At 65.8% G+C, this 17,270-nt stretch carries 12 protein-coding genes; 5 read left to right on the top strand and 7 right to left on the bottom strand.

The genetic code is table 11. The annotated features are described in order from the left end of the window. Nucleotides 1–9 precede the first annotated feature (9 nt). From B9Z01_RS10340 to B9Z01_RS10330, 3 genes are all read right to left on the bottom strand, one after another. Nucleotides 10–1,329 carry an MFS transporter gene (locus tag B9Z01_RS10340; RefSeq protein WP_085482580.1) on the bottom strand — a complete coding sequence of 440 codons (1,320 nt, stop codon included), beginning with the start codon at nucleotides 1,327–1,329 and terminating at the stop codon, nucleotides 10–12. Between the two features lie 133 nt (nucleotides 1,330–1,462). After that, on the bottom strand, nucleotides 1,463–3,100 hold the full coding sequence (locus B9Z01_RS10335; RefSeq protein ID WP_085483483.1) for a GMC family oxidoreductase: 1,638 nt from the start codon (nucleotides 3,098–3,100) through the stop codon (nucleotides 1,463–1,465). Between the two features lie 210 nt (nucleotides 3,101–3,310). Then, the gene (locus B9Z01_RS10330) at nucleotides 3,311–4,150 is read right to left on the bottom strand and encodes an IclR family transcriptional regulator (protein ID WP_085482578.1); all 840 of its coding nucleotides are present in this window, start codon (nucleotides 4,148–4,150) and stop codon (nucleotides 3,311–3,313) included. Nucleotides 4,151–4,496: 346 nt separating this feature from the next. On the opposite strand from B9Z01_RS10330, the gene B9Z01_RS10325 reads away from it, so the two are divergent. The 4 genes from B9Z01_RS10325 to B9Z01_RS10310 all read left to right on the top strand — a co-directional run bounded on the left by B9Z01_RS10325 (nucleotide 4,497) and on the right by B9Z01_RS10310 (nucleotide 10,421). Beyond that, nucleotides 4,497–5,912, top strand: a complete 1,416-nt coding sequence (locus B9Z01_RS10325; RefSeq protein WP_085482576.1) for an NAD(P)/FAD-dependent oxidoreductase — start codon at nucleotides 4,497–4,499, stop codon at nucleotides 5,910–5,912. Between the two features lie 241 nt (nucleotides 5,913–6,153). Then, on the top strand, nucleotides 6,154–7,614 hold the full coding sequence (locus tag B9Z01_RS10320; protein WP_085482574.1) for an amino acid permease: 1,461 nt from the start codon (nucleotides 6,154–6,156) through the stop codon (nucleotides 7,612–7,614). Nucleotides 7,615–7,668: 54 nt separating this feature from the next. Beyond that, complete coding sequence (locus B9Z01_RS10315) at nucleotides 7,669–8,685, top strand: AAA family ATPase (protein WP_420814657.1); 1,017 nt, start codon at nucleotides 7,669–7,671, stop codon at nucleotides 8,683–8,685. 8 nt (nucleotides 8,686–8,693) lie between these two features. After that, the gene (locus B9Z01_RS10310; protein WP_085482572.1) at nucleotides 8,694–10,421 is read left to right on the top strand and encodes a cobaltochelatase CobT-related protein; all 1,728 of its coding nucleotides are present in this window, start codon (nucleotides 8,694–8,696) and stop codon (nucleotides 10,419–10,421) included. Nucleotides 10,422–10,521: 100 nt separating this feature from the next. Here B9Z01_RS10310 and pta read toward each other — a convergent pair whose 3' ends face one another. From pta to pdxR, 4 genes are all read right to left on the bottom strand, one after another. Continuing rightward, a complete protein-coding gene (pta, locus tag B9Z01_RS10305) occupies nucleotides 10,522–11,562 on the bottom strand; it encodes a phosphate acetyltransferase (RefSeq protein WP_085482570.1) in 1,041 nt (346 codons plus the stop codon). Nucleotides 11,563–11,729: 167 nt separating this feature from the next. Beyond that, nucleotides 11,730–13,541 carry a sulfoacetaldehyde acetyltransferase gene (xsc, locus tag B9Z01_RS10300; protein ID WP_085482568.1) on the bottom strand — a complete coding sequence of 604 codons (1,812 nt, stop codon included), beginning with the start codon at nucleotides 13,539–13,541 and terminating at the stop codon, nucleotides 11,730–11,732. 158 nt (nucleotides 13,542–13,699) lie between these two features. Next, a complete protein-coding gene (locus B9Z01_RS10295) occupies nucleotides 13,700–14,104 on the bottom strand; it encodes a nuclear transport factor 2 family protein (RefSeq protein ID WP_085482566.1) in 405 nt (134 codons plus the stop codon). 151 nt (nucleotides 14,105–14,255) lie between these two features. After that, nucleotides 14,256–15,806: a MocR-like pyridoxine biosynthesis transcription factor PdxR gene (pdxR, locus tag B9Z01_RS10290; RefSeq protein WP_085482564.1), complete on the bottom strand. Its 1,551-nt coding sequence runs from the start codon at nucleotides 15,804–15,806 to the stop codon at nucleotides 14,256–14,258. A gap of 659 nt (nucleotides 15,807–16,465) precedes the next feature. Between pdxR and B9Z01_RS10285 the strand changes: the two genes are divergently transcribed. Continuing rightward, nucleotides 16,466–17,257, top strand: coding sequence for an ABC transporter permease (locus B9Z01_RS10285; RefSeq protein WP_244195978.1), 792 nt, complete (start codon nucleotides 16,466–16,468; stop codon nucleotides 17,255–17,257). Nucleotides 17,258–17,270 lie beyond the last annotated feature (13 nt).

Raw genomic sequence — 17,270 nt, 5'->3', positions numbered from 1 at the left:
GCAAACAGATCACCGCGCTCCGCTCACGGCGAGGCGCCGCGAGTGGTGCCGGCGGCCCACCCACGCGGCCGAGAGCGCGCTCACCAGACCCGCGAACATCGTATAGACGCAGATGAGCCACGGATCCCCGCCATTGCGCTGCAAAAGCCACGTCGCGATGAGCGGGCTGATGCCGCTCGCGAAGATGCCGGAGAACTGATAGACGAACGAGATGCCGGAGTAGCGCACGTTCGCATCGAACAACTCCGCGAAGAGCGCCGCCTCGGGCCCGTAGACGGAAGCGTAGATGACGCCGAGCGGAATGATCACGGCGATCCACACGAGCACGGGCGAGCCGCCGCTGTGCTTCATGAGCCAGAAGCCGAAGAACGACGAAAAGCCCGTGAAGAGCGACCCCCAGAAGTAAATGCGCGTTCTGCCGATGCGATCCGAGAGGCGGCCGAAGAACGGAATCGTGAAGATCATCGTGAAGGCGGCGGCCATGACCGCGAGCAGGGCGTCGGTGCGCGAGAGCTTGAGCGTCTGCGTGAGGTAGGCGATCGTGAAGACGGCGAAGACGTTGAAGAACACGCCGTCGATGAAGCGCGCCCCCATGCCTGCGAGCACGTTGCCGGTATAGCGGCTGAGCACCTCGGCGATCGGCACGCGGATCTCGGCGCCCTGCTGCTTCACGCGTTCGAACTCGGGCGTTTCCAGCACACGCAGGCGGATATACATGCCGATCGCCACGAGCGCGAAGGAGAGGAAGAACGCAAGGCGCCAGCCCCACGCGAGGAACTGCTCATTGCTGAGCGCCGACGAAAGGACCGCGACGACGCCCGACGCGAGGCAGAGCCCGATCGCGAGGCCGATTTGCGGAATGCTCGCATAGAAGCCGCGCTTGTCCTCGGGCGCGTATTCGAACGACATCAGCACGGCGCCGCCCCATTCGCCGCCGAGGCCGAGACCTTGCGCGACGCGCAGGATGAGCAGGAGCGCGGGCGCCCACAGACCAATCTGCGCATAGGTCGGCACCGTGCCAATCAGCACGGTGGCGACGCCCATGATCGAGAGCGTCATGATGAGCATGCTCTTGCGGCCGAGCCGGTCGCCGAAGTGGCCGAAGACAATGCCGCCGAGCGGGCGGCTCAAAAATCCCACGGCGAAGGTGCCGTAGGCGAGCATCGTCGAAATGAGGGGATCGCCGCTCGGGAAATAGAGCTTGTTGAAGACGATGCCGGCGACGACACCGTAGAGAAAGAAGTCGTACCACTCGATAGTCGCGCCGATCAGGCTCGCGATGACCACGCGCCTCATCTGCCGGGCGTCGGTGCGGGGCAATGCGTTCATGGCTGTCTCCTTTGAGGGCGCACCTGGCGTGGTGCTGTTCCTCGAAAAACCGATGTTTTCTTAAGGGGTCCTTTATTTGCTGCGTGTTCTTTTTGTCATGCGTGTCCTGCATGGACCCTAGCGTCTGCTTCCATCAGGGGTGTGCTTCGGCGTACTCGCGTTGCGGCGGAGCGAGCGCCGAGTGGTCCTCGAGAATCATGTCGGCCGCTTTCTCGGCAATCATGATTACGGGGGCGTTCGTGTTGCCGGAGACGAGCTCCGGCATGATCGACGCATCGACCACGCGCAGCGCTGCGAGGCCATGCACGCGCAGCCGGTCGTCGACGACCGCCATCGCGTCGCGGCCCATCCTGCAGGTGCCCGCGGGGTGATAGATGGACTGGCTGAACTGGCGCGCCGCGTCCAGCAACTCGGCATCGCTCTGATACTGGGCGCCCGGCACGAACTCGGACACGATGTGCGGCGCAAGCGACGGCGCGGCGGCGATGCGGCGCGCCACCCGGATCCCGCCGATCACGACCGGATGGTCGCGCGGATCGGACAGGTAGTTGGCGCGAATGGCGGGATACTGGAGCGGATCGGCCGAGCGGATTTCGACGCTGCCCCGGCTATGGGGCCGGAGCTGGCAGACCGACGCCGTGAAAGCCGAGAACGGATGCGCGCCGTGGCCTGGCTTGTCGGCGCTCAGCGGCTGCATGTGGAACTGAATGTCCGGGCGCTCGGCCGCGGGGCTCGAGCGCGTGAAGACCGCCACCTGGCTTGCGGCCAGCGTGAGCGGCCCGGTGCGCCAGAGCGCGTACTGCAACCCGATCCACGCCTTGCGCAGCGGGTGGTTGACCTCGTCGTTGAGCGTGCGTTCGCGCGTGCGAAACACGAGCCGCACCTGGAGATGGTCTTGCAGGTTCTGACCGACGCCCGGCAGGTCGTGCAGCACAGGGACGCCGGCGTTGCGCAACACGTGCGCGGGGCCAATGCCGGAGTGCTGAAGAATCTGCGGTGAGCCGATCGCGCCGGAAGCGAGAATGACTTCGACGCGCGCACGCGCGCGCTTGCGCACGCCGTCCTGCAGATACTCCACGCCCACCGCACGGCGCCCCTCGAAAAGAATCCGGCACACCTGCGCCCGCGTTTGCACGATCAGATTGCTGCGTTTGCGCGCGGGCTTGAGAAAGCCCTTCGCGGTGCTCCATCGAAAGCCCTTGTATGCCGTCTGCTGAAAGTAGCCGACCCCTTCCTGAACCGCGCCGTTGTAGTCGTCATTGAGCGGGATGCCGATTTCCTGCGCGGCAGCGATGAAATGATCGGCGATGGGCCGGCGCAAGCGCAGGTCGGAAACCTTCAGCGGGCCGCCCACGCCGTGCCACGTGCTCGCGCCGCGCTCCTGATCTTCGGACTTCCTGAAATAAGGGAGGACTTCGGCGTAACTCCAGCCGCGATTGCCGAGCGCCGCCCATCGATCGTAGTCTTCGCGCTGTCCGCGCACGTAGAGCAGGCCGTTGAGCGAGCTCGATCCGCCGAGCACCTTGCCGCGCGGCCAGTCGATCTGACGACCGGCCACGCCTTCGTCCGGGTCGGTGCGATAGCACCAGTCGAGCGCGGGGTTGTGCATGGTCTTGAAGTAACCGACCGGGACGTGGATCCAGGGGTTGTTGTCCTCGCCGCCCGCTTCGAGCAGCAGCACGGCGTTGCGTGCGTCGGCGCTCAGCCGGTTGGCAAGCACGCAACCGGCCGATCCGGCGCCGACGATCAGGTAGTCGACCTCATGGTCCATGAATCCCGTCTCCTCGAAATCCAGGAGCGGCATGATGTGCCGCGCTTTTTGGATCAATGTCGGGGATAGGGAGGCCGACCGCAAGCGCGGATCATGCGCACAGGCCGAAAGTGAAACGGAAACTGCCGAAACGGAATCAGAAGTCCACGGCGAAGGGCGGGCGCGAAGGGCGGGCGTTTGCAGTCGAAGCGGCGACGCGCCCGCGGCCGTTCAGGTCAACGACAGCCCCTGGAGCAGCGGGGCGAGCCTGCTCGCCGTTTGCTTCATGCGGTCCACGGACTCCAGCAACTCCTCGAGGGTGGCGCGCGCGGTTGGGGCATGCACGGCGAGCGCGGCGAGCACGTGTTTGCTGCTCGGGTCGCGCACCGGCACCGCAATCGCGACCATGCCCCGCACGAATTCTTCGTTGTCGATGCCGATGCCGCGCACCGCGAGCTGTTCGAGCTCGGCCACGAGCGCCTTCGGGGCAGTCAGGGTGCGGTGCGTCATCTTCGTCAGCACGAGGCGTTCGAGCAGCGCGTTGCGCTCGAGCACCGTCATCTGCGAAAGAAAGAGCTTGCCGCTCGCTGTGCAGTGCAGCGGAACGTGCATGCCCGGACGCATCTCCATACGCAACGGCTCCGTCGTCTCGACGCGCTCGATGTAGAGCACGCGATCGCCGTCGAGCGCGGTGAGATTGCAGGTTTCGCCGAGCGCTTCCACGAGCGTGCGCAGCAGCACGCGGCACGAGCGCGTAAAGGTGTTGTTGGCGAGCGTGGCGAGCGCGAGCTGCGCCGCGCGCGGGCCCAGCGCGATGCTGCGGTCGTGCCCTCGCGAATCGGGCATGTGGATCACGTAGCCGCGCGCTTCCAGCGAATCGATGAGCCGCAGAAGCGTCGCCTTGGGAATATGCAGCCGCGCCGACAACTGCGAGAGCGTGTACGGCTGGCCCGCGGACGCCAACTGTTCGAGCACCACGAGCGCGCGCAGCACACGAGCGTCGTCCGCCGACGATTCTTCGCGCGGCGCGGGGGCACTGTCTTGTGCGGCGTCTCGCACTGTGTCATGCATCGGTTTCCTCCCAAAGGGGCGTGCCATGGAATCTGGCAGGTGGGGAAATGAAACGAATTGTTCGAGTTTTTTAGCATGTTTCAGTATCGACGCAAAGTTCATGCGGTTACGTAGCGGATTACCCCGATACGTTGTGCAAATACGCGTGAAGCGCCGTGCTGTACCAGGCGATACCAGGCCACTGGATCTACCTGAGCAATTCTGGTCTGCCTAGAATTTTTTCTAACGGAGCGCCAAAGCAATACGAAAAGAGAAAGGAGACAGGCATGACGAACAGGCAGTCGGCAGGACCCGTTCTCGCAACGGCCCGCGCAACCGTCTTCACGAAGCCTGTGGAGCATTGATCATGGGATACAGCACAGTCGATCCCGTCGCCGCCGGTTTTGCCGCAAGCGGCTCCGGCTCCACGAAGTACGACCCCACCTACGATCCGCTCGTCTCGCCGGGCCCCGGAGTCGGCAAGGACTATGCGCCGACCTACTGGGTCGCGACGGCGGGCAGCCCGCCGCCGGACGACGGGCCGGTCACGAAAGATCTCGACGTGGATGTCGCGATCATCGGCGCGGGCTACACAGGGCTCGCCACGGCGTTGTGCCTCGCGCGCGAGCACGGCATCAAGGCGGTGGTGCTGGAGGCGAACCGCACGAGCTGGGGTTGCAGCAGCCGCAACGGCGGACAGGGGCAGAACGCTTCGGGACGCCTCTCGCGCTCGCAGTGGATCGAGCGCTGGGGCAAGGACGTCGCGCTGAAAATGCACGATGAGATCCAGCAAGGCTTCGATCACTTCAAGGAGCTCGTCGCCGAGATCGACTGCGATCCGCAGCCGGGCGGCCACTTCCTGATCGCGCACCGGCCGCGCATCATGGCGAAGCTCGCCGCCGAGGCGAAGGTGTGGAAGGACGTATTCGGCTACCCGTCGGAGCTTCTGAGCGCGCAGACGTTCCGCCGCGAATTCATCGACGACCACGAAGCCGCCGGCGCGCTGCACGAGCCCGAAGGGATCGGCGTGCACGCGTTGAAGCTCGCGTTCGGCTATCTGCGCCTCGCGCGCGCGGCGGGAGCCAAGGTCCACACGAGCAGCCCGGTGATGGGATGGGAGACCATCAACGGCGTTCATCATCTGCGCACACCGGGCGGCGTCGTGCGCGCGCGCGCGGTTGGCATCGCGACCGGCGCGTACACGGCGCAGACGCTGCATCCCACGCTGCGCAGCAAGGTCATGCCGATCCTCTCGAACTCGATGGTCACCCGCCCGCTCACCGAAGCCGAGATCGCCGCCTGCGGCTTTCGCACGACCCAGGTGCTCACGGACACGCGCACGCTGCGCTTTTACTATCGCTTCCTGCCCGATGGCCGGCTGCAGATCGGCAGCCGCAGCGCGATCACCGGCGAGGACGCGCCGAATCCGCGCCATCTCGATCTGCTCAAGGAAGGCATGGCGCGCAAGTTTCCGGCGCTGCGCGGCGTGCAGATCGACTACTCGTGGTGGGGCTGGGTGGACGTGAGCCACGACATGATGCCGCGCGTGTGCCAGCCCGATCCTGGGCAATCGGTGTTCTACGCGCTCGGCTACGGTGGCAATGGCGTATCGTATTCGCAGCAGGCGGGGCGGCGGCTTGCCGAGCGCATCGCCGGCAAGGGGGCGCAGCACACGCTGCCGATCTTCACCACGCCGCTGCCTGGCCACCCGTTCGCGCCGTTCAGGCGCATCGGTCAGCGCATGCTCTATCTGCAGTACTTCAGGAACGACGAGAAGCCCTGAGAATCGGCCACGCCACGGCGGCCGGATCATGGCGTGGCCGCTTCTGCCGCCATCACCGTCCGCCACCGATCCGCAACCCATCCGTTCGGATCACGAAGCGAATAACAGCCGACGATAACCCTCCGGGCGAGCAGCGTGTGCGCCGCGCACCCGCTACCCGTCACGGATGGCACGCGCGGCCCACGTCGCGCACTCATGCAAAACCCGGATTTGAATCTGAGGAGGTGACATGCAACCCCCGATGGACAACCATGAACTGAAATGTGGGCTCAAGCAGCGCCACATGACGATGATCGCGCTAGGCGGCGTGATCGGCGCCGGTCTCTTTGTCGGCAGCGGCGTCGTGATCCAGCAGACAGGGCCCGCCGCGGTGCTGTCGTTTCTCATCACCGGCGGCCTCGTCGTGCTGGTGATGCGCATGCTCGGCGAAATGGCGTGCGCGATGCCCGCGGTCGGTTCGTTCTACGAATATGCGCGGCTCGCGTTCGCCACCTGGCGCGGGCCTGGCAAGCTGGCGGGTTTCCTGACGGGCTGGATGTACTGGTATTTCTGGGTGATCGTGGTCGCCGTCGAGGCGGTGGCGGGCGCCAAGCTCGTGCAGTTCTGGCTGCCCGATGCGCCCGCCTGGATCATCAGTCTCGTCCTGCTCGTGCTGCTGAGCGCGACGAACCTGATTTCGGTGGGCAGCTACGGCGAGTTCGAGTTCTGGTTCTCCTCGATCAAGGTGGCGGCGATCGTCGTCTTCCTGTTTCTGGGTGGGCTCTACGTGCTTGGGCTGTGGCCGTCGTCGCTGCATACGGGCGCGGTATTGCCGACGTTGCTCGGCCATGGCGGCCTCATGCCGAAGGGCATCGGGCCGGTGTTGAGCGGCGCCGTCGCGGCAACGGGCTTTTACTTCGGCGCGGAGATCGTCACGATCGCGGCGGCTGAAGCGCGCGAACCCGCCAAGGCCGTCGCGAAGGCCACGAACTCCGTCATCACGCGCGTGCTCGTGTTCTATGTGGGTTCCGTGCTGCTCGTGGTCGCGCTCGTGCCGTGGAATTCGGCGCGCATGGCAACACCCTACGTGAGCGCGCTCGAAGTGATGGGCTTGCCGGGCGCCGCGAACGTCATGAACGCGATCGTGCTGACGGCGGTTCTTTCAGCGCTCAACTCGGGGCTCTATGCCGCGTCGCGCATGCTGTTCGCGCTGACCCGCAACGGCGACGCGCCGGCGGCGCTCGCGAAGGTGAACCGCCGCGGCGTGCCGGTGCGCGCGATCCTGCTTGGCACCGTGTTCGGCTATGTGTCGGTCGTGATGTCGTACGTGTCGCCAGATACGGTGTTCGCGTTCCTCGTCAATTCATATGGCACGGTCGCGATTTTTGTTTATCTGCTGATCGCCTTGTCGCAACTGCGCCTGCGCAAACGTCTCGATCCGGCGGCAGTCGGCGAGCTGCGCGTGAAGATGTGGTGTTTTCCGTACCTCACATGGGTCGCGATTACCGGTATGGTGAGCATTCTGGTCGCGATGGCGTTCATTCCCGAGCAACGCAAGCCGCTCTGGCTCGGCGTCGCGAGCCTTGCCGTGCTGCTCGTCACCTATGCATGGCTGCAGCGCCGCGCGCGCATCCGTGCCCGCATCCGCGCCTACGAGCCGGTCTTCTCGACGTGGCAGCCCGCTGTCGCGGCCGAGACGGGCGCGGGCCGTTTTGGCGAATGAGGCCGATGAATGAGGCCGCCCGTATGCAGCCGTGAAGACGAAAAGGAGAACGCGATGACGACGGAACGCGCGATGGATGGGCCGGATCGCATGGTGTCGGTGCGCGAACGCTTTGCCTTCGATTCGAACCTGATGGTGCCCGCCTTCAGCGAGCGCGACGCCCACGTGCCGGATGTCGACGAGGCTTATCGCTTCAACCCGGAAGTGACGCTCGCGATACTCGCCGGCTTCACGCGCAACCGGCGCGTGATGGTGCAGGGCTTGCACGGCACGGGCAAGTCCACGCATATCGAACAGGTCGCCGCGCGCCTGAACTGGCCCTGCGTGCGCGTGAATCTCGACGGCCATATCAGCCGGCTCGATCTCGTCGGCAAGGACGCCATCGTGGTGCGCGACGGCCGCCAGGTCACGGAGTTTCAGGAGGGCATCGTGCCGTGGGCGCTGCAGCGTCCGGTCGCGCTGATCTTCGACGAATACGATGCGGGCCGCCCCGACGTGATGTTCGTGATCCAGCGCATCCTCGAGCGCGACGGCAGCTTCACGCTGCTCGACCAGAATCGCGTGATCCGTCCGCACGCGCACTTCCGCCTTTTCGCGACCACCAACACGATCGGCCTCGGCAATCTCAACGGCCTGTATCACGGCACGCAGATGCTCAACCACGCGCAGATGGACCGCTGGAACGTGGTCGCCACGCTCAATTACCTGCCGCGCGAGGAGGAGGCCGGCATCGTGCTCGCCCGCGTGCCGGAGATGGCCGACGCGGCGGGCCGGCAGCTCGTCGATTCGATGATCAGCATGGCGGCGCTCACGCGCAAAGGGTTCGCGAGCGGCGATCTTTCCACGCTGATGTCGCCGCGCACGGTCATCGACTGGGCCGAGAACTGCCAGATTTTCCGCGATCCCGCGCTGGCGTTCCGGCTCACGTTCCTGAACAAGTGCGACGAGGCGGAGCGGCCGATCGTCGCCGAGTATTACCAGCGCTGCTTTGGCGTCGAGCTGGACGCCGTGCCCACCGCGAGGGACAGCGACGGCGGCTTCGGCGGCGATGCGTCGGAGCCGCGCGCGTGACAGAACACATGACGGCCACGCCCACGCCCGAGGCCGTGCGCGCCGCGCTGCGGCGCGAGGCGCTATGCGCGGCCGCCGTGCGCGCGCTCACCGGCGACGCCGCGCTGCATTATCGCGGCGGCCGGCTTTGCCGCGAGTCGAGGCCGCTGCCGCTGCATGCGCCGCATCTGCGCAGCAACGTCTACGAGGACGACTTCGCGTCGCTGCGCGGCGCCGCCGACGCCGCCGCGCAGCGGCTTCTCCATTCCGATGCAGCGTTGCACCGGTTGCTGTCTCCCGACACGCCGATCGAGCGCCTGCTGTTCGAACTGTTCGAGCAGGTGCGCTGCGAGGCGTGCTTGCCGCCCGGCATGCATGGCCTCGAAGGGAACCTGCGGCACCGGTTCGAAACGTGGTCGCGCGCATATTGCCGGTCGGGCTTGAGCGAGAGCCATCTCGGCATCCTGCTTTATACGGTCGCACAGATCGTATGGTCGCGCGTGACCGGCTGGCCCGTGCTCGACGAGACCGAGGATCTGATCGAAGCGACGCGCGCCGGCATCGTGCCGGCGATCGGTGCGCAGCTCGCCGGGCTGCGCGCCGCGCGCGCGGACCAGCGCGCCTACGCGGCGCACGCGCGCGAGCTTGCGCGCCGCGTCGCGTCACTGTTGGAGGACGCGCGCGCGGCACGCATGCAGGACGACGCCGAGGAAGCCAGCGCGCCCGACGACGCGTTGACGTCGTTCTCGCTCTGGGTCGATTTCGACGAAACGAGCGTCGAGCTGCCCGCGCTTGCGCAGACCGGCGAGAGCCGCGTGCTGGCCGAGGCGGCGGACGGTTATCGCGCGTACACGACGCAGTACGACCGCGAGATCCGGCCTGCGACGCATGTGCGTGAGGCGCTGCTGCGCGAGTATCGGGAGCGGCTCGACGAGCGCATCGCCGCGTGCGGCATCAACGTCGCGCGGCTCGCGCGCGTGCTGCAGATGGCGATTGCGGTGCCGCAGCGTGACGGCTGGCTCTTTGGCGAGGAGGACGGCCGCATCGACGGCAGGCGTCTTGCGCAGATCGTTAGCTCGCCCGCCGAGCGGCGCGTGTTCAGGCGCGAGCGGCTGCAGCCGCGTGGCGATTGCGTGGTCGGCTTCCTGATCGATTGTTCCGGGTCGATGAAGGCGCATATCGAGCCCGTCGCGATGATGGTCGATCTGCTCGCGCGTGCGTGCGAGCAGGTGGGAATCGCGACCGAGGTGCTCGGCTTCACGACGCTCGCCTGGAACGGGGGCCGTGCGCGTGCAGGTTGGCTGGGGGACGGACGGCCGCCGCATCCGGGGCGCCTGAACGAGACCTGCCACATGGTGTTCAAGTCCGCCGACGAGAGCTGGCGGCGCGCTCGCCCGGCCATCGCCGCGCTTCTCAAGGCCGACCTGTTTCGCGAGGGCGTGGACGGGGAAGCCGTCGAATGGGCGTGCGCGCGGCTCGCGAGCCGCGCCGAGGCTCGGCGCATTCTCGTCGCGATCTCTGACGGCAGCCCGATGGATACGGCAACGGCCCAGGCGAACGACGCCTTCTATCTCGACAATCACCTGAAGGAGGTGGTGGCGCGCCACGAGGCCATGCGTGACGTCGATGTGATCGGGCTAGGTGTCGGGCTGGACCTCAGCCCGTACTACCGGCATTGCGTCGCGCTCGACTCCGGCGAGCCGCTCGACATGACGCGGTTGATCGGTCTCGCGCGATGGATCGGAGCGCGGCGTTAGCAAATAGGGTGGAGCTTGCCGGGCAGCGCGGACGCATGGTTTGCGAGTGCGACGAGACTCAGCAGGGTGGCGATGCTTGCGACGGGCGCGAGGCATGAAGTCATGCTGCGTGGGGTTCCTTCAGATGAGTGACGGCGCGTTGGCGGGCCGTCTGCGCCTGGACCGCCGTGGTGGCAATCACGTAATAGATATCCTCGGGGCAGCAGCCGCGCGAGAGATCATTGGCGGGCAGGTTGAGACCCTGCATCAGCGGGCCGATGGCCTTCGCACCGCCGAGGCGCTCCGCGAGCTTGTAGCCGATATTGCCCGCGTCGAGATTCGGGAACACCAGCACGTTCGCGTGGCCGCCGCACTGCGAATGCTCGATCTTGCGCTCGGCGATCTCCGCGACGAGCGCCGCGTCGAGCTGCACGTCGCCATCCACGCAGAGCGCGGGACGCTGCTCGTGCACGCGCCGTGTCGCCTCGATCACCTTGTCCACGCTCGCATGGTGGGCGCTGCCGCTCGTCGAGAACGACAGCATTGCGACGCGTGGCTCTTCCATCAGGAGGCTGCGCGCGCTGTCGGCGGCGGCCATGGCGATCTCGGCGAGTTGCGCCGCGTCGGGGTCCACCACGAGCGCGCAGTCGGAGAAGATCAGCCCGCCTTTATAACGATGAAACGGCTCGCACAGCATCATCAGGAAGAAGCTCGAGACGAGCTTGAATGACGGTTCGACGCCGATCAGCTGGATGGCCGTGCGCACGACGTCGGCGCTCGTGTGAACGGCTCCCGCCACCGAACCGTCCGCGTGGCCGAGACGCACCATCAGGTTGGCAAAGGCGAGTGGCTTCGCGGCTTCCTCCCAGGCAAGCGCGGGCGTCATGCCCTTGCGGGCGCGAAGCGCAACGAGCTCGTCGGCGAAAGCTGCGCGCCATGCGCTGGTTTGCGGGTCGATCAGCGTGATCTCGCCGAGATCGACCGACTCGCGCGCGGCGGCCGCCCGGACGGCGCCCGGGTCGCCCACGAGCGTGATGCGCGCGAGGCCCTCATGGCTTGCCCGGGCCGCGGCGGCAAGCACGCGCGCGTCCTCGGCCTCGCAAAGCACGATGCGCATGGGCGCGAGGCGTGCGGCTTCGACGATACGGTTCAGGGCTTTCATGGTGTCATGGGCTCACGAATGAGCCCACAAATGGGGCTCACGAACAGATGGACTCACACCGGCGCCTGGCGTGTCCAGACGACAACCGGCCACGAGCGGATGCACCGCCTGCGGCCGGCGAACGCGCGCGCCCGCGCGCACGGTGTGGCGCGCGGGCTGCTGGCCCTTCAGACGAAGTCCTTGTACTTGTCGAGCAGGCGCACAGGCTTCGAGAGTGCGTCGCGGCGGAACGGATCGCCAAGCTCGCGCGTGCACATGATCTCGACGATGGTCGTCTTGCCGTGGTTCATCTGCAGGTCGATCGCGCGCTTGAGCGCCGGGCCCACGTCCTCCAGCCTGTCCACGACGATGCCTTCCGCGCCCATCGCCTTCGCGATGCCGGCGAAGCTCGGGCTCTCCAGCTCGCCCGCCACGAAGCGGCGATCGTAGAAGTCCACCTGGTTCTTCTTCTCCGCGCCCCACTGGCGGTTATGGAAAACGACGGCCGTCACCGGAATGTTGTGGCGCACGCAGGTGAGCGTTTCCATGAGGCTCATGCCCCAGGCGCCGTCGCCCGCATACGAGATCGCCGGGCGATGGGGCGCGGCCACCTTCGCGCCGATGATGGTCGGGAACGCGTAGCCGCAGTTGCCCCAGCTCATCGCGGCGAAGAGGCTGCGCGGCTTGTTGAAGCGCAGATAGCTGTTGGCGACGGAGTTGATGTTGCCGATGTCGGTCGAAACCATCACGTCCTCGGGCATCGCCTTCTCCAGCTCGCGCAGCACCTGGCGCGGATGCAGATACTCGCCGCCGCCCGGCGTGCGCTCGTGCTTCTGCTCTTCGATCATGTCGAGGCTGTAGGCGTCGCGCTCGTGCGTCCATGCGTCGAGCTCTTTTTCCCATGCGGCCTTTTCGGTGGCGATCTGGTCGCCGCGCTCGCCGCGCGTGGCGTCGCTCGTGAGGGTGCGGTTCGCGAGGCGCTCGGTCAGCGCCTGCGCGGCCGCCTTCGCATCGCCGCAAATGCCCACTGAGATCTTCTTCACGAGGCCGAGCATCTTGTGATCGGCGTCGATCTGGATGATCTTCGCGTCTTTTGGCCAGTAGTCCATACCATGTTGCGGCAGCGTGCCGAATGGCCCGAGACGCGAGCCCAGCGCAATCACGACGTCCGCGCGCGAGATCAGCTTCATCGCGGCCTTCGATCCCTGGTAGCCAAGCGGGCCGCACCAGAGCGGATGGTTCGCCGGGAACGAGTCGTTGTGCAGGTAGCTGTTCACGACGGGTGCGCCGAGGCGTTCGGCGAGCGCCTTGCACTCCTCGATCGCATCGCCCATCACGACGCCGCCGCCGGAGATGATGACCGGGAACTTCGCGGCGGCGATCAGATCCGCCGCTTCGTTCAGGCTTTCGTCACCGCCGGGGCCGCGGTCGAGGCGGCGCGGCTGCGGAATCTCGGCCTTGATCTTGCCGTAGAAGTAATCGCGCGGAATGTTGAGCTGGGTCGGGCCCATTTCGGACATCGCGCGGTCGAAGCAACGCGCGGTGAACTCGGCCATGCGTGCCGGGTTCGTCACGTGGCCCTGGTACTTTGTGAACTCCTGGAACATCGGCAGTTGATTCGCTTCCTGGAAACCGCCCAGGCCGATGCCCATCGTGCCCGCCTCGGGCGTGACCATCACGACCGGGCTATGCGCCCAGTAAGCGGCCGCGATAGCCGTCACGCAGTTGCTGATGCCGGGACCGTTCTGGCCGATCACGACGCCGTGGCGGCCCGATACGCGCGAGTAGCCGTCGGCCATGTGCGCCGCGCCCTGCTCGTGGACGACGGGAATGAGGCGGATGCCGGCGGGCGCGAAGATGTCCATCGCGTCCATGAACGCGGAGCCCATGATGCCGAACATGTCGGTCACGCCATTGGCCGCGAGGGTCTCGACGAAGGCTTCAGACGGGGTCATGTCCTGCGGGCCGCTGGCCGTCTGGGTTGGGGTCTTTTCGCTCATCAACTGTCTCCGGTTATCGTTTGACGGAATGCCGTTTTTTGAATGCTATTCGGCGGCCCATGCGGGTCAAGGGATTCCGTCCTCGATGAATGAATCTGAAATGGAATGGAACGTTTCGTTTCAAAACGCCCGGCGCTGCCAGGCGCCGATGCGTGGAATCAGGCGGGCTGCTTCGGGCGCTCCTTGCGAAACGCGCGCTTCACGGCAATCAGACCGTCGCGGAACTCGAAGAGATCGCAGCCTTCGGCTTCGATGCGCCAGCCTTCGGCATGCGTGCCGGTGAACACCCATTCGGACACGCCGCGGTCGCCCGTGACGTAATGGCGCCCCTCGCCCCAGTGGGCATCGGGGAACGTGCGAAAGACCGCTTCGAAGGCAGCGCGCACCGCCTCGCGTCCGACATGGCGGGCGCCGTAGACCTCGGGGCCGCCGGCTGCGTCGAACACGCAGTCCTCGGTCATGAACGCCATCAGCGCGGTGGCGTCATGGCGGTTGAAGGCATCGGAAAAAGCGGCGAGCGTGTCGGCCGTGACGGCGCGTTGGGCGCTGAGCGTATCTGCCATACGTGTCTCCAGTTGAAAAGCCGGTGCCGTGCTGCGCGCGTGAAGTCGCGCGCGGCACGGTATAGCGACACGTTAGGGTTTGGCCATCGAGCGCGGTAGCACCAGTGCGCAGCTTTCGCCTGGGCCAGCGCGCGGCCGGATCTGCGAAGACTCAGTCGGGCCGCTGCTGGCGCACGACTTGCGCGAGCGCGCGCACGCCGGGTTCGATTTTCTCGAGCTTGATCGCGGAGAATCCCATGCGGAACCAGGGGCTGTGTTCGGTCTCGTCGGCGAAGAACACGCCGCCGGGCTCGATCAGAATGCCAGCCTCGCGCGCCTCGTCTGCAAGGCGCGTGGCGTCGAGCCACGGCGGGCCCTGAACCCAGCACGACGCGCCGCCACCGACTGGCACGTAACGCACTTCCGGCAGATGAGTGTCGAGCGCCGCCATCAACGCGCTCGCCCGCTCCTTGTAAGCATGCGCGAGCCGGCGCAGCAGCGCGTCGTGGTGTCCGAGCGCGAGGAACGTCGCGAACGCGCGCTGGATATAGGCCACCGGGTGCCGGACCATCAGGCGGCGTAGCGCGCGCAACTCGCGCACGAGCTCGGGCGGGCCGACCACGTAACCGAGACGCAGGCCGGGTGCGAACGTCTTCGAAAGGCTGCCGACGTAGATCACGCGATCCGCCGTGTCGAGGCTCTTCAAGGCCGGATGCGGCGTGCCGGAGAAGGTGTTCTCGCTCTCGTAGTCGTCTTCGATGATGACGAAATCGTGCTGCTGGGCGAGTTCGAGCAGCGCCCGGCGGCGAGTGATGGGCATGGTGGCCGTGGTCGGGCACTGGTGGCTCGGCGTGACGAATACGTAATCGCAGCGAGCGAGAGAGTCGCGCAGGCGTACCGGATCGATCCCTTCGCTGTCGACCGGCAGCTCGAGCAGACGCGCGTTGCGGTTCACGAAGATGTTGCGCGCATCGGGATATCCCGGGTTCTCGAAGCCGACCGTCGTCTGTTTTCCGCAGAGCAGGTCGGCGACGAGATAGAGCGCCTGCTGGCAGCCGTTCGTGATGATGATCTCCTCGGGCATCGCGAACACACCGCGCCGTGGCAGGACACGCGTGCGGATCTGCTGGATCAGCGACTCGTCGTCGCGCTCGATCAGGTCGGGCGCCCAGTTGCGGATCTCCATGATCGAGAGCGCTTTCAGGCAGCACTCGCGCCAGTCGTTGGTCGGAAAGAGCGATTGATCGAACTGCCCGTAGATGAAGGGATATGCGTAGTTCTGCCAATTGGCGGGTTTGACGATGTTGCGCTGGGCCGAGGGCGGGCGCACGATGCGCGATTTCCACACGGGCGGGGCGGGCGACTCCGCGCCGTGAGGCTTGACGACGCCGGGCTGCTGCGCCCGCTGTTGCACCCGCTGTTGCACCGTCACGCCGTGCAGGCCCTCCAGCATCGCGGGATTGACGAAGTGACCGCTGCGCTCGCGCGAGACCAGATAGCCTTCCTCTACGAGCATCTGGTAGGCGAGTACGACGGTGTTGCGAGCGACGCCGAGCTGCTCGGCCAGATCCCGGCTCGACGGCAGGGCGGCGTCAGGGGGCAACTGCCCGTCGAGGATGGAGGCCACCAGCATCTCGCGAATCTGGTGCTGCAGACTTGTCTTCGACTCCGGTGACCGTCGGAACTGCTGGGCCCAAAGGGCGGACGGGGTACGGGTCGGCATGCTTACTCCTGTGATCGATGAAGGCGGTGAAAGGGCATTGGCGAGGCCGGTAACCGGCCGGTCAATCAACACACGATATTCAAGACTGGCCACCCGAGTCGATTAGGTAAATTTCGGAGCGACTGTTGGCGACGAGACAGTCCGCACAGCGCTTTCGGGAAAAAACTCGACACGAGCGCGCCCATCATGCGCTTGCTGCGACGCAGCGCGAACGCCGTACGGGCTTCGAGTTCGAGCGCGCGTCGTTCAAATAATCGGAAGAGATCAGACTGATTGTTCCTGCGACGCCCCGAAAGACCGGGAACAACGCTCGTCAGACACTGGATCCATCGGATCGTCTCGCCTGGTACTACCCGCCGCTTTATTGATTGAGAATGCTTGACTAAACCGGCGAGACTGCAAGTGCGAAATACAAGAAGAAGCTGAAATCTGTCCTGATAGCCGCTGACTATACTTTAGATGGAACCAAAGCAGGACGTGGAACTTCGAGCCACCGACCGGTGGTTCACGCCGTAATCCGTACGCCGCGCGCGCGAATTGGGTGACGAAGGGCGTTCCTTGGCGTGCTCATTGTTTTTCAACTTGAGGAGACGGCGGTGAGAGCCTTACCCAGACCAGCAAAGACGATGAAGCATCCGGTCGACTCGTCGATCGAGCCGGTGATCAATATCCGCCGCACCCGCGGGAAATTCAATTCCTACTGGCTGACGAGCGCCGTGCTCGTGGTATCGGTCGCGCTTTGGCAGGTGGTGTCGATGGCGGGCATCTTCCCGGCGTTCGCGCTGCCCTCGCCGGTGGCGGTGTGGCAGGCCTTCGTCGAAATCGTCCGCAACGGATATGGCGGGCAGGCGCTCATTAGCGACATCCTGATCAGTTGTTTTCGCATCGTCATCGGTTTTGTGGGCGCGATTGCGATCGGCGTTCCCATCGGACTCCTGATGTCGCGCAACAAGATCGTGTTCGACATCATCGATCCTTTGCTCCAGTTCATCCGGCCGGTTCCGCCGCTCGCCTATATTCCGCTGCTGGTGGTGTGGTTCGGGATCGGCGAATTGCCCAAGGCCATTCTGATTCTCGTCGGCACCATTCCGGTCATCATCATCGGCACGATGTCGGGCGTGAAAAGCACGCCAGCGCTACGCATCTCGGTGGCGCGCACGCTCGGTGCGAGCAACGCGCAAATCTTCCGCAGGGTCGTGCTGCCTTCGGCGCTGCCGGAGATCTTCACCGCGATGCGCGTGGGGATCGGCGTGGCTTGGACGTGTCTCGTTGCCGCGGAACTGATCGCGGCGAGCAGCGGGCTGGGCTGGCTCGTGCAGTTCGCCGGACAAGCCTTGCAGGTTGCCATCGTGATTGTCGGCATCGTGATCATCGGGTTGATCGGGTATGCCATGGAACTGGTGATTCGCAGGATCGAAAATTGGGTTGTTCCCTGGCGCGGACATAACTGAGCGGGTTTCGGAG

It is taken from the genome of Paraburkholderia susongensis, from assembly GCF_900177725.1.
GTDB lineage: Bacteria > Pseudomonadota > Gammaproteobacteria > Burkholderiales > Burkholderiaceae > Paraburkholderia > Paraburkholderia susongensis.
Note: the sequence above shows the minus strand (reverse complement) of the source record. Positions and strands in the feature narration are given on the sequence as shown.

Bases quoted from the DNA above. Each gene is read 5' to 3' on its own strand.
- pdxR (WP_085482564.1), bottom strand. From the start codon at position 15,806: ATGCCGACCCGTACCCCGTCCGCCCTTTGGGCCCAGCAGTTCCGACGG.
- B9Z01_RS10335 (WP_085483483.1), bottom strand. From the start codon at position 3,100: ATGGACCATGAGGTCGACTACCTGATCGTCGGCGCCGGATCGGCCGGT.
- B9Z01_RS10320 (WP_085482574.1), top strand. From the start codon at position 6,154: ATGGACAACCATGAACTGAAATGTGGGCTCAAGCAGCGCCACATGACG.
- pta (WP_085482570.1), bottom strand. From the start codon at position 11,562: ATGAAAGCCCTGAACCGTATCGTCGAAGCCGCACGCCTCGCGCCCATG.
- B9Z01_RS10340 (WP_085482580.1), bottom strand. From the start codon at position 1,329: ATGAACGCATTGCCCCGCACCGACGCCCGGCAGATGAGGCGCGTGGTC.
- B9Z01_RS10325 (WP_085482576.1), top strand. From the start codon at position 4,497: ATGGGATACAGCACAGTCGATCCCGTCGCCGCCGGTTTTGCCGCAAGC.
- B9Z01_RS10330 (WP_085482578.1), bottom strand. From the start codon at position 4,150: ATGCATGACACAGTGCGAGACGCCGCACAAGACAGTGCCCCCGCGCCG.
- xsc (WP_085482568.1), bottom strand. From the start codon at position 13,541: ATGAGCGAAAAGACCCCAACCCAGACGGCCAGCGGCCCGCAGGACATG.
- B9Z01_RS10315 (WP_420814657.1), top strand. From the start codon at position 7,669: ATGACGACGGAACGCGCGATGGATGGGCCGGATCGCATGGTGTCGGTG.
- B9Z01_RS10295 (WP_085482566.1), bottom strand. From the start codon at position 14,104: ATGGCAGATACGCTCAGCGCCCAACGCGCCGTCACGGCCGACACGCTC.
- B9Z01_RS10310 (WP_085482572.1), top strand. From the start codon at position 8,694: ATGACGGCCACGCCCACGCCCGAGGCCGTGCGCGCCGCGCTGCGGCGC.